The 14,512-nt window shown below is 70.7% G+C and carries 11 protein-coding genes and 1 tRNA gene; 7 read left to right on the top strand and 5 right to left on the bottom strand.

The genetic code is table 11. The annotated features are described in order from the left end of the window. Nucleotides 1–105 precede the first annotated feature (105 nt). The 4 genes from CLV63_RS08750 (at nt 106) to CLV63_RS08735 (ending at nt 4,999) form a co-directional block, all read left to right on the top strand. Nucleotides 106–1,092: a Ppx/GppA phosphatase family protein gene (locus CLV63_RS08750; RefSeq protein WP_106582445.1), complete on the top strand. Its 987-nt coding sequence runs from the start codon at nt 106–108 to the stop codon at nt 1,090–1,092. Nucleotides 1,093–1,388: 296 nt separating this feature from the next. Then, nucleotides 1,389–2,765, top strand: coding sequence for an NAD(P)/FAD-dependent oxidoreductase (locus CLV63_RS08745; RefSeq protein ID WP_106582444.1), 1,377 nt, complete (start codon nt 1,389–1,391; stop codon nt 2,763–2,765). A 121-nt stretch (nt 2,766–2,886) separates the two neighbouring features. Then, nucleotides 2,887–2,960: transfer RNA gene (locus CLV63_RS08740), tRNA-Leu, on the top strand. Nucleotides 2,961–3,460: 500 nt separating this feature from the next. Further along, complete coding sequence (locus CLV63_RS08735; protein ID WP_245928669.1) at nt 3,461–4,999, top strand: amino acid permease; 1,539 nt, start codon at nt 3,461–3,463, stop codon at nt 4,997–4,999. 34 nt (nt 5,000–5,033) lie between these two features. Here the strand turns inward: CLV63_RS08735 and CLV63_RS08730 are convergent, their stop codons facing one another. Beyond that, nucleotides 5,034–6,773, bottom strand: coding sequence for a PucR family transcriptional regulator (locus tag CLV63_RS08730; RefSeq protein ID WP_211301219.1), 1,740 nt, complete (start codon nt 6,771–6,773; stop codon nt 5,034–5,036). A 109-nt stretch (nt 6,774–6,882) separates the two neighbouring features. On the opposite strand from CLV63_RS08730, the gene pruA reads away from it, so the two are divergent. Both pruA and CLV63_RS08720 read left to right on the top strand, forming a co-directional pair. Continuing rightward, complete coding sequence (gene pruA / locus CLV63_RS08725; RefSeq protein WP_106582442.1) at nt 6,883–8,508, top strand: L-glutamate gamma-semialdehyde dehydrogenase; 1,626 nt, start codon at nt 6,883–6,885, stop codon at nt 8,506–8,508. 95 nt (nt 8,509–8,603) lie between these two features. Continuing rightward, nucleotides 8,604–9,530, top strand: coding sequence for a proline dehydrogenase family protein (locus CLV63_RS08720; RefSeq protein WP_106582441.1), 927 nt, complete (start codon nt 8,604–8,606; stop codon nt 9,528–9,530). 52 nt (nt 9,531–9,582) lie between these two features. Here the strand turns inward: CLV63_RS08720 and CLV63_RS08715 are convergent, their stop codons facing one another. Together CLV63_RS08715 and CLV63_RS34985 are read right to left on the bottom strand one after the other, a co-directional pair. Continuing rightward, complete coding sequence (locus CLV63_RS08715; protein WP_106582440.1) at nt 9,583–10,518, bottom strand: TauD/TfdA dioxygenase family protein; 936 nt, start codon at nt 10,516–10,518, stop codon at nt 9,583–9,585. 186 nt (nt 10,519–10,704) lie between these two features. Further along, nucleotides 10,705–10,830, bottom strand: coding sequence for a hypothetical protein (locus CLV63_RS34985; RefSeq protein ID WP_281260706.1), 126 nt, complete (start codon nt 10,828–10,830; stop codon nt 10,705–10,707). 316 nt (nt 10,831–11,146) lie between these two features. On the opposite strand from CLV63_RS34985, the gene CLV63_RS08710 reads away from it, so the two are divergent. Next, nucleotides 11,147–12,085, top strand: coding sequence for a Bax inhibitor-1/YccA family membrane protein (locus tag CLV63_RS08710; RefSeq protein WP_106582439.1), 939 nt, complete (start codon nt 11,147–11,149; stop codon nt 12,083–12,085). Nucleotides 12,086–12,183: 98 nt separating this feature from the next. Here CLV63_RS08710 and CLV63_RS08705 read toward each other — a convergent pair whose 3' ends face one another. Beyond that, nucleotides 12,184–12,426: a DUF4287 domain-containing protein gene (locus tag CLV63_RS08705; protein WP_106582438.1), complete on the bottom strand. Its 243-nt coding sequence runs from the start codon at nt 12,424–12,426 to the stop codon at nt 12,184–12,186. Between the two features lie 379 nt (nt 12,427–12,805). Beyond that, nucleotides 12,806–14,029: an acetyl-CoA C-acetyltransferase gene (locus tag CLV63_RS08700; RefSeq protein ID WP_106582437.1), complete on the bottom strand. Its 1,224-nt coding sequence runs from the start codon at nt 14,027–14,029 to the stop codon at nt 12,806–12,808. Nucleotides 14,030–14,512 lie beyond the last annotated feature (483 nt).

The following is a 14,512-nucleotide window of genomic DNA, read 5'->3' as shown; positions in this document are numbered from 1 at the left end:
GCACCGACCACCCCACCGAGGACCGCACATGAGCCCCACAGCAGACCCCACGGCCACCGGAGCCGCGCACCGCGGCGCGGACGGCGGGCGGCGGTGAGCGGGGCCATGCACACCGTCGCCGCGATCGACTGCGGCACGAACTCCATCCGGCTGCTCATCAGCGCCGTCGTCGCCGACGGCGGCGAGGACGTCCAGCTCCTGGACCTCGTGCGGCGCATGGAGATCGTCCGGCTGGGCCAGGGGGTCGACCGCACCGGCCGCTTCGACCCCGAGGCGCTGGAGCGGACCTTCGAGGCGCTGCGCGGCTACGCGGAGCTCATGGAGTCCCACGGCGTGGAGTTCGGCCCCGCCACCGTCCGCATGGCCGCCACCAGCGCCACCCGCGACGCCGCCAACCGGCAGGAGTTCGTCGACGGGGTGCGCGCGATCATCGGGGTCGAGCCCGAGGTCATCACCGGTGACGAAGAGGCCGCGCTGTCGTTCATCGGGGCGACCGCCGAACTGGAGGCCGACGGCGACGCCGCGTTCCCCGGCCCGTTCCTGGTGGTCGACATCGGCGGCGGCTCCACCGAGTTCGTCATCGGGCACGACGGCACCGGCGCGGAGTCTCCGGTGCGGGCGGCCCGCTCGGTCGACATCGGCTGCGTGCGGATGACCGAGCGCCACCTCGCCGACGACCCGCCCACCGCCGCCCAGATCGACGCCGCCACCGCCGACATCGACGCCGCGCTGGAGCAGGCCGCTGCGGTGGTCCCGCTGAAGCAGGCCGGCACCGTGGTGTGCGTCGCCGGCACCGCGACCACCGTCGCCGGGATCGAACTCGACCTGCCCGAGTACGACCCCGAGCGCATCCACCACGCCCGGGTGTCGGCGGAGCGGACCCACGCGATCGCGCGGGAGCTGCTGGCCATGTCGCACGACGAGCGCGCGGCGATCGGGGTCATGCACCCGGGCCGGGTCGACGTCATCGGCGCCGGCGCGCTCATCCTCGACCGGGTCATCGACCGGGTCGGGGCCGCCGGGTTCCTCGCAGGTGAGCACGACATCCTCGACGGTCTGGCGTGGAGCCTGAGCCTCGCCGATACCACGTGAGTCCGATCACCCCGCACAGGGTCCGTTAACGCGTTCACAACCCCTTTGACCTGCAAGTTTATGCAAATTTTCGGTCGCGGGGCGGTACAAAGCTATCGACGCCCGGCCTTCCCTGTCGCGAAGTGCTTGTGAAAGAATGCACAAGCAGGCGAGGGGCGGGACGAATCCCCGCTCGCAGGAAAGGAAGCATCTTCTTCCGGCTGAACTCGGCCTCCCCGATTCCAGTCGGACAAGATCGCTCGATCTTGCCGCCAACGGTGGCGGCGAGTATTCGGTACCAAGGGGCGGAAGAGACGATGACGGAGAGCAGGAACTACCGGTTGGTTCCCGGCGGAGGCGACGAGAAGGTTCCGCACGTGCTCATCGTGGGCGGCGGATACCTGGGCATGTACACCGCCCGCCGGCTGGAGCGCAAGCTCGGCCCCGGCGAGGCGAGCATCACCGTTGTGGACCCCAACTCCTACATGACCTACCAGCCGTTCCTGCCCGAGACCGCTGCGGGCAGCATCTCCCCGCGCAACGTCGTCGTCCCGCTGCGCAAGGTCTTCAAGCGCACCAGGGTCCTCAACGGCCGGGTCATCCGGATCGACCACGCCGGGCGCGCGGTCGACTTCGAGCCGAACGTGGGCGAGCCCCGCCGCATCGACTACGACGTCATCGTCATGGCGGCCGGAGCGGTCTCGCGCACCCTGCCCGTCCCCGGCCTCGCCGAGTGGGGCATCGGCATCAAGACCGTCGAAGAGGCCGCCTACCTGCGCAACCACGTGCTGGAGCAGCTCAACATCGCCGACTCCACCAGCGACCCCGCCGTGCGGCGCAAGGCGCTGAACTTCGTGTTCGTCGGCGGCGGGTTCGCCGGTGCCGAGGCGGTCGCCGAACTGGAGGACCTCGCGCGCGACGCCACGCGCATCTACCCCTCCATCGGAATGGACGACCTGCACTTCTACCTGGTCGAGGCCGCCGACAAGATCCTCCCGGAGGTCGGCGCCGACGTCGGCCAGAAGGCGCTGTCGCAGCTCCGCCAGCGCGGTATCGACGTCCGGCTGAGCACCCGCCTGGAGTCGGCCGTCGACCAGCACATGGTGCTCAGCGACGGCACCGAGTTCGAGGCCGGCACCCTGGTGTGGACCGCCGGTGTGAAGCCGAGCCCGGTCGTGCAGGCCGGCGACCTGCCGCTCGGGCCCAAGGGGCACGTCGACACCAACGAGTACCTCATGGTGAACGGGGTCGAGAACGCGTTCGCCGGCGGCGACAACGCCCAGGTCCCCGACGGCGACGGCGGGTTCTACCCGCCCAACGCGCAGAACGCGGTGCGCCAGGCGCCGGTCCTCGCCGACAACGTCGCCGCCGTCCTGCGCGGCGGCACCCCCGCGCCCTACCGGCACCAGAACCTGGGCGCGGTCGCGGGCCTCGGCCTGCACAAGGGGGCGGCCCAGATGTTCGGCCGGATCAAGCTCACCGGGCGGCTCGCGTGGTGGGCCCACCGCGGGTACCACCTGTTCGCGGTCCCCACCTTCAACCGCAAGCTGCGGGTGCTCGCCGACTGGACGCTCGGCCTGTTCCTCCGCCGCGACCTCGCCTCGATGCCGGAGATGGCGGCGCCGCGCCAGGCGTTCGAGCACGCGAGCAAGCCCCAGATCGAGAACGGTCAGCTCCTGCGCCGAGTGAGCTGAACACCGGGCCCCGCACGACCGAAACGGCCGCCTCCTGCGCAGGAGGCGGCCGTTGCATTGCCCAATCGCCGGAAACCGGTGCGAACGCGGCGAATTCGGTCGGGGCCGGTATGATGAACGGGCCCTCGTAGCCCAATGGTAGAGGCAGGCCCCCTAAAAGGGTCACAAGTGTCGGTTCGAGTCCGACCGGGGGCACCTCTGAATCGATGCTGTCGCCACAGCGGACGGACTGCCGTCGCGATTGCGAAGCATCCGGCGGCGTGCGCACCACGCTGCGGAATTCGCTCCAGACGTGTACCCGGTCGGTGACCGAGCTGTGGCCGGGCTCTGGCGGTCGAAGGGCACCGTGGTGCTTCGCATCCGCGACGGCGGCCTTGTCCTGCGAGGGCGGCCTCGCGCGGCAGCCCCCTCAAGCGAGGGCCTCTTCACGCGCCGGGCGCCGGGTGCCTTGGTCCGATCGGACAACGATGTCGCCGAACTGTAGTGACATGGAACAGGCCACGAGGGCGGGTGTGGGCGTACGGTGCGGGGATACCGTGTGGCGGCTGGCACCGGAGTCCTTCCGTAGCACCGCACTCGGCGGGCTGGCCGGTGACCCCCGAAAAAGAACCGGACCGCCCGCGCCCCCCGTATCCGCACACGTGACAGGAAACGACATGGCAACCGGTCAGCATAATCTCAGCCCCGGAAGGGGCGTGTTCCGGCGAAAGCCGTTCGACGGTGTGGAGGAGGTACCCGAGGGCGGCGGCCTCGCCAAGTCCCTCGGCCTGTGGCAGCTCACCGCCATCGGCGTCGGCGCGATCATCGGCGCCGGCGTCTTCTCGCTCGCCGGCGCGGTCGCAAGGGACGGTGCAGGGCCGGCGGTCATGTTCTCGTTCCTGATCGCCGGTGTCGCGAGCGCCGCCGCGGCATTCTCCTACGCCGAGTTCGCCGGCCTCATCCCGCGGGCCGGGTCGGCCTACACCTACGGGTACATGGTGCTCGGCGAGATCATCGGCTGGTTCATCGGCTGGGACCTGCTGCTCGAATACGTGGCGATCGTCTCGGTGGTCGCCATCGGGATATCCGGCTACTTCGACTTCTTCCTGAACGGGATCGGACTGAACCTCCCGCTGTGGATGTCGGGGGCGCCCGGCACCGAGCCGGAAGGGGTCGCCGACGGCAGCTACAAGGTGAACCTGTTCGCTGTCCTGCTGTGTCTCGGTATCGCGTTCCTGCTGACCCGCGGCATGAAGAACGCCGCCCGGTTCGAGACCGTCTTCGTGGCGATGAAGCTCACGATCGTGCTGGTCATCATCCTCGTCGGCGTGTTCTACGTCGACACGGCGAACTACAACCCGTTCTTCCCCGGCGGGGTGGCCGGCACCATGGGGGGCGCGGCGCTGGTCTTCTTCGCCGTGTTCGGCTACGACGCGATGAGCACGGCGGCCGAGGAGTCCAAGGACGCCCAGCGGCACATGCCGAAGGCGATCATCTACTCGCTGCTCATCTCGATGGTGCTGTACGTCCTCGCCTCGCTCGTGCTGACGGGCATGCAGAACTACACCGAGATCGACCCCACCGCGGGCTTCTCCGCCGCATTCGGCGCGGTCGGGCTGGGCTGGCTGGCCAACCTCATCGCCATCGGCGCCGTGCTGAGCATCCTCACCGTCATGTTCACGTTCATGATGGGCGCGACCCGGGTCTGGTTCGCGATGAGCCGCGACGGGCTGCTGCCGAAGTGGTTCGCCAAGACCGACGCCAAGCACAGCGTCCCGGTCCGGGTCACCTGGATCGCGGGCATCGTCTCGGCCGTGCTGGCCGGGTTCATCGACATCGTCTCGGTGGCCGAGCTGACCAACATCGGCATCCTGTCGGCGTTCATCGTGGTCTGCATCGCCGTGATCGTGCTGCGCTACAAGCGCCCGGACCTGCCCCGCACCTTCCGCACGCCGGGCATGCCCGTGGTGCCCATCATCGGCGTGGTGTTCAGCCTGTGGCTGATCTACTTCCTCGAGTGGCACACCTGGGCGCGGTTCGGCGTCTGGCTGCTGCTCGGGCTGATCATCTACTTCGCGTACTCCTACCGCAAGTCCAACCTGAACCGGGTGGGCAGCACCGCGGCCCTGGACTCCTTCGCGGCAGGAGGCACCGCGGGCCCGCCCGCCGACGCGCCCTCCGCGCCTCCCGCGCCCCCTGCGCCGGACGAGGACGGGCCGCGCGGCGACGGCCCGCCGCCGGGCTCCGGCGGCTGAGCGAGCGCTGACCCCGCCCCGTGACGGGGCGGGGTCAGCGCTGTTCGAGCAGCAGTTGCAGGTGCGTGAACAGCCGCTGGTTGGGGTCGGCGAAGTCCACCCCGCTGATCGCCTCGGCGCGGCGCACCCGGTAGCGCAGCGTGTTGGGGTGGACGTGCAGGAGCGCCGCCGCCTTGCGGACGTCGCCGAACGCGTCCAGGTACGCCAGCAGCGACGGCACCAGTTCCGACCCGTGCTCCTTGTCGTGGTCGGCGAGCAGCGCGGTACGCGGGTCGCGGAGCTCGGGGCTGCCGCGCAGCAGTTCCAGGGTCTCGCTGATCAGCACCCGGCCGCGCACGTCGGTCATCGACGCCACCCGCATGTCGAGCCCGCGCCGCATGGCGGCCAGCACCCGGTCGGCCTCCACCCGCGCACTCGGCACGTCGGCGAGGGCCTGCACCGGCGGCCCGATCGCCGCCTGCACGCTGATGCCCAGCGTGGCCTGCGCCGCCGTCACGATGCGGTGCGCCAGCGCCGCGACGGTGCCCTCGGCGCCGCGCAGGGGCACGGACGGGAGGAGGGTGTACACCCGGCCGTGCAGGACCGTCACGAGCGCCTTGCGGCGGTACGCGGCGGTGTGCACCGACACCAGCCCCGCGAGCCGGCGCCGCCGCAGTTCCACCTCGTTGCGGTCCTCGCTGCGGTCCTCATTGCGGTCCTCGGCGGGGTCGGCCGCGTCCGCAGGGCCGGCCGGCGGCGGACCGGGCACCGGGGCGAACACCGCCACCAGCACGGGGTTGTGGCGGTCGACCTCGACGGTGTCGGCGAGGACGGCGGCCTCGACCCGCCCCTCCAGCAGCCCGGCGAGGAGGTCCTCGCGCAGCCGCAGCCCGGCCGTCATCTCGGTGCGGCGCCGCATGATGTGCAGTGCCGCGACTCGGGCGGCCCCGAGGAGCGCGTCCCCGGCCCCTTCCGCGAACGGCCGGGTGCCCTCCTGCACCCAGATCGCGCCCAGCGGGCGCGATCCCGCCCTGATCCCGACGGCGAGGCGGCGCCGGATCCCGAGGTCCGGGTGCTCGTCGATGTGCACGACCTCCTCCCCGGCGCGCAGCTTGGTGAAGACCCCCCACTCGCGCAGCAGCGCCAGGTAGGACTCGGGGCCCTTGCGGCCGAGCACCGACAGCCTGCGGAGTTCGTCCACCTCCCGGTCGCCGCCGCTGGAGTACGCCAGGACGCGGCTCGCCGGGTCCTCGATGCTGACGAGCCCGCCGGTCAGCGACGCGACGGTCTGCGCGAGCGCGAACAGGTCGCCGGCGGTGTCGCCGAGGTCGCCGCGGGTGGAGAGCCGCGCCTCGTCCACCACGCTCTGGCACAGCGACTGCAACTGCTCCCAGCGGACCTCGGGGGCCACCGACAGCAGGGCGACGCCGGTGTCGCCCGCGACACCGCGCAGATGCCGGGTCTCCTCGGGGCTCGACGTCTTGACCGCGACGGCGGCCGCGCCGTTGCGCGCCGCGGCGCGGACGAGGTGCGACGCCCCGCGGCCCCGCACACCGATCAGCAGCACAAGGTCGCCCGTGTGGGTCTCGGTGTCGTCCTCGGGGTCGGCGATCACCACGTTCGCGACCGGCGATTCGAGTCCTGACGGCGCGGCGAGCAGTTCGACGAGGGGGTCGCCGACGGCGAGCAGCAGCCGCCGCAGCGGCACCCCCGCCGCGGCGGGGTCGGCGTCCGTCGGCTCGGCCGCGGGCGGTACGGGTGCGGGCCGCGGCCCGCTGGCGGTGTCTTGTTCCATCGGACAACCGACATTGTCAAAAAGTGGGCGTCTCCACAAGCCGTACCGGCCCGTACGCGCATAGCGTTTGTGCAGTTCAACGATGACGAATTGCAGAGGGAGGTCGCGCATGGACGCCGTGACGAACGTGCCCGCACCGGTGAATGAGCCCGTCCTCACGTACGCGCCCGGCAGCGCGGAACGTGCCGAGCTGACGAGCAGGCTCACCGAGCTCGCCAAGGAGCGCGTCGAACTCACCATGACCATCGGCGGCGAGCGGCGCATGGGCGGCGGGAGCCGCATCGACGCCGTCCAGCCGCACGACCACGCCCGCGTCATCGGCACCATGGGCAACGCGACGCACGAGGACGCCCGCGCCGCCATCGCCGCGGCGAAGGCGGCCGCCCCCGCGTGGCGGGCGCTGCCGTTCGACGAGCGCGCCGCGATCATCCTGCGCGCGGCCGACCTCCTCTCCGGCCCCTGGCGGCAGACCATCAACGCCGCCACCATGCTCGGCCAGTCCAAGACCGCCATCCAGGCCGAGATCGACGCCGTGTGCGAACTCGCCGACTTCTGGCGGTTCAACGTGCACTACGCGCGCCAGCTGATGGCGCAGCAGCCGCACAGCCCCGCCGGGCAGTGGAACCGCATGGAGCAGCGCCCCCTCGAGGGCTTCGTCTACGCCATCACCCCGTTCAACTTCACGGCGATCGCGGGGAACCTGCCCACCGCGCCCGCGCTCATGGGCAACGTCGTCGTGTGGAAGCCGTCGCCGACCCAGCAGTTCGCCGCGCACCTGACCATGCAGCTGCTGGAGGCGGCGGGGCTGCCGCCCGGCGTCATCAACATGGTCACCGGCGACGGCATCGCGGTGTCGGAGGTGGCGCTGGAGGACCGCGACCTCGCGGGCGTGCACTTCACCGGCTCCACCCGCACCTTCCAGCACCTGTGGCGCACCGTCGGCGAGAACATCGCCACGTACCGGTCCTACCCGCGGATCGTCGGCGAGACCGGCGGCAAGGACTTCGTCGTCGCCCACCACACCGCCGACCCCGACGTCGTGCGCACCGCGCTGGTGCGGGGCGCGTTCGAGTACCAGGGGCAGAAGTGCTCCGCGGCGTCGCGCGCGTTCGTCGCCCGCTCGGTGTGGGACCGGATCCAGGACGACCTGGTCGCCGAGATCGAGGCGCTGAAGGCCGGCGACGTCACCGACCTCGGCAACTTCATGGGCGCGGTCATCGACCGGAAGTCCTTCGACAAGCTCGCCAAGGTCCTCGACCAGGCCCGCGCCGACGACACGATCGAGGTCCTCGCCGGAGGGGTCGCCGACGACTCGGTGGGCTACTTCGTGCGGCCGACCCTGCTCCTCGGCTCCGACCCCGCCAACGACGTCTTCCGCACCGAGTACTTCGGCCCGATCCTCGCCGTCCACGTCTACGAGGACGGCGACTACGACCGCATCCTGAAGGTCGTGGACGAAGGGTCCGACTACGCGCTGACCGGCGCCGTCATCGCGCGCGACCGCGACGCAGTCGGCAGGGCGCACGAGGTGCTGCGCTTCGCCGCCGGCAACTTCTACGTCAACGACAAGCCCACCGGATCCGTCGTCGGCCAGCAGCCGTTCGGCGGGGCCCGCGCCTCGGGCACCAACGACAAGGCGGGATCGGCGCAGAACCTGGCCCGGTGGGCCAGCCCGCGTGCGATCAAGGAGACGTTCGTGGCGCCCACGGCCTCCGCGCACCCGCACCAGGGCTGAGCGCGCCCCGCCGGGCGTCTCATCAGGGGCCTGCGGGCCGGCCGTCCTCCGGTCCGCCGCCCCGGCCCCTCACCACCGCGAACACGAGGTCGACCATGCTTCGGACTCCCTTGCTCATGGCCGCGCGCTCCAGCGTGTGCCGAACCGTCGTGGAGGCCGCCCCGGGAACCGGGGCGCTCGTCTCCCGCTACGTCGCCGGCACCACCCAGGAACGCGCGATGCCGGTCGTCGGCGCGCTGGTCGCCGACCGCTACGTCACGCTCGACCACCTGGGGGAGGACGTCGGCGACGCCGCCCAGGCGCAGACCACCGTCGACGCGTACACGCGGCTGCTCGCCGACCTCGCCGACGCCGGTCACGCCGAGCGCGCCGAGGTGTCGGTGAAGCTCTCGGCGGTCGGCCAGTTCCTCCCCGGCGACGGCGAGAAGATCGCACTGGAGAACGCCAGGGAGATCTGCCGGGCGGCCGAGGCCGCGGGGACGACGGTCACCCTCGACATGGAGGACCACACCACCACCGACTCGACCCTGGGGATCCTGCGGGAGCTGCGGGTCGACTTCCCGTGGGTGGGCGCCGTCCTCCAGGCGTACCTGCGGCGCACCGAGGCGGACTGCCGCGACCTCGCCACGGCCGGCTCGCGGGTGCGGCTGTGCAAGGGCGCCTACGACGAGCCGGAGTCGGTGGCGTTCCGCGGCAAGCGCGAGGTGGACCTGTCGTACGTCCGGTGCCTGAAGGCGCTGATGGCAGGCGACGGCTACCCGATGGTCGCCTCGCACGACCCGCGGCTCATCGCGATCGCCGGGGTGCTCGCCGAGGACAACGGGCGCTCCGCCGACTCCTACGAGTACCAGATGCTGTACGGGATCCGCGCCGCCGAGCAGGTCCGCATCGCCGCCGACGGCAGGCGGCTGCGCGTCTACGTGCCCTACGGCGACCAGTGGTACGGCTACTTCATGCGGCGCCTCGCCGAGCGTCCGGCGAACGTCGCGTTCTTCCTCCGCTCGCTGGTCAGCAAGCGCTGAGCGGCGCCGCGCGAGCCCGGGAACCGGGCCCGCGCGGCAACGGGCAACGGGGTCAGAACGGCCGGTCGCCCACGATGGCGACGCGCTCCACGACGCGCGGGTGCGGGTGGTAGTCGTTCACCGCGTAGTGCTGCGTGGCGCGGTTGTCCCAGAACGCCACCGAGCCCTCGCGCCACGGGAACCGCACCTGGAACTCGGGCACGTGCGCCTGCTGGAACAGGAAGCGCAGGATCTCGTCGCTCTCCTCCTTCTCCAACCCGACGATGCGGGTGGTGAAGGAGACGTTGACGAAGAGCGTCTTGCGGCCCGTCTCGGGGTGGGTGCGCACAACGGGGTGCTCGACGGGCGGGAAGCGGTCCTGCCACTCCAGGAGCCGCTCCTCGTCGAGGAAGCGCGCGAACCCGGGGATGACGTCGTGCACCGCGGTGCGGCCCTCGATGCGCTCCTTGATGCGCGCCGGCAGGTTGTCGTAGGCGGCGGCCATGTCGGCCCACATCGTGTCGCCGCCCATGGGGGGCACCTCGACCAGGCGCAGGATGGCGCCCAGCGCGGGGGCCTCACGCCAGGTGACGTCGGTGTGCCAGACGTTCTCGTAGCTGACCGGCATGGCGCCCTTGGCGAAGCGGGCGATGAAGGCGTCGTCGCCCTGCTCGATGAACGGGTTGGTCTCCAGCTCGCCCCACATCCGGCCGATCTCCTGCTGGCGGTCGGAGTCGATGGCCTGGTCCCGGAAGAAGACGACCTTGAACTCCAGCAGCGCGCGGTTCAGTTCGGCGCGCAGTTCCGCGCTGATCTTGTCGCGCAGGTCCACGCCGTGGATCTCGGCGCCGATGAGCGGGCCGAGGGGGCGGACCTCGAAGAGCTCGTAGGGGCGCGGTTCGACGCCTTCGGGCAGGCGGCGCAGGACCCGTGGCCCTTCCACGACGGCGGTGTCGACGGCGGCGGCGTCGCGCAGCCGCGCTGCGGCGGCCTCGATGGTGGTGGTCATAATGCATCCCTTTCCGGTAGGAATATTCGGCAAACGGGGTCGGCGGATCGGTATGCGCCGGGTCGCCGGCCGCCGCTCGGATGCGCCGGACACGTGGCGTGTGAACGCCGGTGGGAGCGGTCGGCCGGGAGGCGGCGGGGACCGCGGGGAGAGGGAGTGGTGAAAAGGCTCGACCTCGTCCCGCGCTCAGCAGGAGCGCGGAGGGGAACCCAGGCGGCCGCGCATCAGGAGGATCCCCGACGTCCCGCGGCGCACCCCGACGACCGAAGCGGACCGCAGCGCGGCCTGGCGGTTCAGGGGGTGGGTGTCCATGCCTTTGAGAGTGGGGGATCCGATCATCCCCTGTCAACAGGTCCCGATCAGCACGCCCCGATCAGCACGTCCGACACGCCGCAGCGGGGGAACGCGCGGCGGCCCGGGTGCGTCGGTTCCTGTGAAGGACCAAGTGAGGACCAGTTAGGACCAGCGAAAACCAGTGAGGACCTTGGTGGGCGGCCTGGCGGACGGCCGATCGCGGCGGTGCCGGGAGATGAGTCCGGCTCGTGATTGAGTCGCGGGAACCAGTAGGAGACGCTGTGCGTTACCACCATCGTCAGGACAGTTACGCCCTGAAAGGCTCAGAGACACCATGCGGATGCGGAGTTCCAACCCCGTCTTGAAGCGGGCGATTGCACGGCAGGGGGGACCCGGCCAGTCCTACCAGGCGCCCTACGGCCAGGGAGCCCCGTACCAGCAGGGTTACGGGCAGCAGCCCTACGGCCAGTCCCCCTATGGCCAGTCCCCTTACGGTCAGACCCAGTACGGCCAGGACCCGTACAGCCAGCAGATGTACCCGCCGCAGATGGGCGCGCCCGCCGGCGGGCAGATGACCATCGACGACGTCGTGGTCCGCACCGCAATGACCTTGGGTGTGCTGATCCTCACCGCCGTCCCCACGTACTTCCTCACCTGGGGCGACCCCGGGTTGGGCATCGGCCTCACGATGATCGGCGCCATCGGCGGTCTGATCCTGGGCCTGATCATCGGCTTCAAGCAGTCCACCAGCGCCCCGCTGATCCTGATCTACGGCGCGCTTGAAGGGCTCTTCGTCGGCGGCATCAGCGCCGTGTTCGAACAGATGCTCCCCGGCAGGGTGGGCGGCACGCCCATGGGGTCGCTGGTCACCGGTGCGGTCTTCGGCACCATCTTCGCGTTCGCCACGGTGCTCGCGCTCTACAAGTTCAACATCATCCGGGTCACCGGCACGTTCATGAAGGTGGTCATCGGCGCGACCGTCGCGCTGGTCGCCTTCCTGCTGGTGAACTTCCTGCTCAGCTTCTTCATCGACGGCGGCCTTGGGCTGCGCGAGCCGTCGCCGCTCGGCATCGCCGTCAGCGCCATCGCCATCATCCTGGCTTGCGCCATGCTGCTCATCGAGTTCAAGCAGATCGACGACGCCCTCACCGCGGGTGTCGAGCGCAAGTTCGCGTGGCAGTGCGCCTTCGGGCTCACCATCACGCTCGTGTGGATCTACGTCGAGATCCTGCGCCTGCTGTGGATGATCCAGATGATCTTCAGCGGCGACTAGCCGCCACCGCAACGCACGAACGCGCCCCGCCCGGTCCGACCGGGCGGGGCGCGCTCCCTGTTGCTCGCGTACCTCTGGGGACAGTTGGCCGGAACGGCTCAGCGCCGCGGGAGCGGCACGGTCCGGTTGCGGCGGCGACGGTCGAACTCCTGGACGATGGCCTGGGCGTAGCCGTGGCTGAGGTTGTGCTCGTCAGCCAGCCAATTGGTGCGCTCTGAGCAGCGGGCCAGGCCCGGACCCTTTTCCAGCTGGTCGAACCACTCGTGGAGTTCGCGGCCTGTGACGGACGGGATTCTGGCGATAAGCAGCGCGTGAGTCTCCGGCGAGTGGGTTACCGACATTGGCACCTCCGAGAGTGAGCGGCACTTAACAGCGACAGTGCAACAGGATCTCGATTTGGACAAGGCCTGGAGCCGAGCTTTTGCACGACTTTCGCGGGAACAGAGTTCACCGTGCGGTCAACGAACCGGTGCCTTGATATCAAGCCAGGTGAAGCCGGGCATGGTAGGCCAAAGCAGGGCATTCGCGATGAATGCCCTGCTCTACGCGCATAACGCCGTCGGGGCCGCCTCGCGTCACGCCCGCGGGCAGGGGTTCGCCGCCGCCGCGGATGCGAAGCACCACGGTGCGGTTGGGGCGCCAGACCCCGGGCACAGGTTCGCCGCCCGCAGTGGGCGGGTCCGGCGAAGGTGACGGCGCTGTGCCCGGGGCCCTGGCGTCTTAGCTCAGGCGCTCGAACACGGCGGCCATGCCCTGCCCGCCGCCGACGCACATGGTCTCCAGGCCGAACGTCTTGTCGTGGAAGTCGAGCCCGTTCAGCAGCGTGGTCGTGATGCGCGCACCCGTCATGCCGAACGGGTGGCCGACCGCGATCGCCCCGCCGTTGATGTTGAGCCGCGCGTCGATGTCGATCCCGAGGTCATCGGCGGAGGGCAGCACCTGCGCCGCGAACGCCTCGTTGATCTCCACCAGGTCGATGTCGCTGATCGCCATGTTCGCGCGGGCCAGCGCCTGGCGCGACGCCTCGACCGGGCCCAGGCCCATGATCTCCGGGCTGAGGGCGCTCACCCCGGTGGAGACGATGCGCGCGAGCGGGGTGATGCCCAGTTCGGCGGCCTTGGCGTCGCTCATGATCACCACGGCGGCCGCGCCGTCGTTCAGCGGGCAGCAGTTGCCCGCGGTCACCGTCCCGTCGGGGCGGAACACCGGTTGCAGGGTGGACACCTTCTCGTAGCTGGTCCCGCGGCGGGGGCCGTCGTCGGCGCTGACGACGGTGCCGTCGGGCAGCGCGACGGGGGTGATCTCCCGATCCCAGAAGCCGTTGTCCAAGGACTTCTCGGCGAGGTTCTGCGACCGCACCCCGAACTCGTCCTGGCGCTGCCGCGAGATGCCGCGCGTCTGCACGACGTTCTCTGCGGTCTGGCCCATGGCGATGTAGACGTCGGGCAGCTCGTTGACGCCGCGCGGGTCGCGCCAGGTGTCGGCGCCGCCCTCGGCGCGCTTGGCCGTGCGCCCCTCGGCGTCGGCGAACTTCGGGTTCTTGGTGTCGGGCAGGGAGTCGCTGCTGCCCTTGACGAACCGGCTCACGGTCTCGACCCCGGCGGACACGAACACGTCGCCCTCGCCGGCCTTGATGGCGTGGTAGGCCATTCGGGTGGTCTGCAACGACGACGAGCAGTAGCGCGTGATGGTGGCGCCCGGCACGGTGTCGAGCCCGAGTTGCACGGCCACGACCCGGGCGAGGTTGTAGCCCTGCTCGCCGCCCGGCAGGCCGCAGCCCAGCAGCAGGTCGTCGATTGTTGCGGGGTCGAGCTCCGGCACCTTGGCGAGCGCGGCGCCGATGATCTGCGCGGTGAGGTCATCGGGGCGGATGTCCTTCAGCGACCCTTTGAAGGCGCGTCCGATCGGGGAGCGCGCGGTCGCGACGACGACGGCTTCAGGCATGCTCGCGGCCCTTCTCTGCTGGTCTTCCCGGACCGGCCGGCCCGTTTGTTACTCGTAAGTAAACCTGACGTGCCCCACACCCCGCCACCGAGGGCACCCCCGCCGTGTCGCCCCCAGGTCGGGACATTGCGGACCGCATCGCGGACCGCTCTCTACGAGCGCGTTGAGGACGCGGCCACGGGTGGCGGTGGACGGTCGCGGTCGCGGTCGGCGGTCGGGTGTCGAGGATGTGCCCTTGGCCGGTCGCGGGGAAGCCCGTTGCTTGGCGGCGACGGGCCCCTGAGCTGCACCGACGCGGAAACGGTCGCAGGTTGAACGGAACCGACCGAATCAACGGCCCCCGCCCATGGCGCCACAACAAGGGAAACGGCACCAGATTAGCCGAACTATACCTGGTCATCCCTGTAAGAAGAACATATACTGAACACATGTTCGAAAGCGAAGGATCCCAGGCGCCTCCCCCGGCTTCGGCCGGTGGGCTGG

It is taken from the genome of Murinocardiopsis flavida, from assembly GCF_003014485.1.
GTDB lineage: Bacteria > Actinomycetota > Actinomycetes > Streptosporangiales > Streptosporangiaceae > Murinocardiopsis > Murinocardiopsis flavida.
This window is presented reverse-complemented; position numbering and strand designations above follow the sequence as displayed.

Excerpts from the sequence above, each read along its gene's own strand:
- CLV63_RS08720 (WP_106582441.1), top strand. The coding sequence starts at position 8,604 with ATGCTTCGGACTCCCTTGCTCATGGCCGCGCGCTCCAGCGTGTGCCGA.
- CLV63_RS08700 (WP_106582437.1), bottom strand. The coding sequence starts at position 14,029 with ATGCCTGAAGCCGTCGTCGTCGCGACCGCGCGCTCCCCGATCGGACGC.
- CLV63_RS08705 (WP_106582438.1), bottom strand. The coding sequence starts at position 12,426 with ATGTCGGTAACCCACTCGCCGGAGACTCACGCGCTGCTTATCGCCAGA.
- CLV63_RS08710 (WP_106582439.1), top strand. The coding sequence starts at position 11,147 with ATGCGGATGCGGAGTTCCAACCCCGTCTTGAAGCGGGCGATTGCACGG.
- CLV63_RS08745 (WP_106582444.1), top strand. The coding sequence starts at position 1,389 with ATGACGGAGAGCAGGAACTACCGGTTGGTTCCCGGCGGAGGCGACGAG.
- CLV63_RS08730 (WP_211301219.1), bottom strand. The coding sequence starts at position 6,773 with ATGGAACAAGACACCGCCAGCGGGCCGCGGCCCGCACCCGTACCGCCC.
- pruA (WP_106582442.1), top strand. The coding sequence starts at position 6,883 with ATGGACGCCGTGACGAACGTGCCCGCACCGGTGAATGAGCCCGTCCTC.
- CLV63_RS34985 (WP_281260706.1), bottom strand. The coding sequence starts at position 10,830 with ATGGACACCCACCCCCTGAACCGCCAGGCCGCGCTGCGGTCCGCTTCG.
- CLV63_RS08750 (WP_106582445.1), top strand. The coding sequence starts at position 106 with ATGCACACCGTCGCCGCGATCGACTGCGGCACGAACTCCATCCGGCTG.
- CLV63_RS08715 (WP_106582440.1), bottom strand. The coding sequence starts at position 10,518 with ATGACCACCACCATCGAGGCCGCCGCAGCGCGGCTGCGCGACGCCGCC.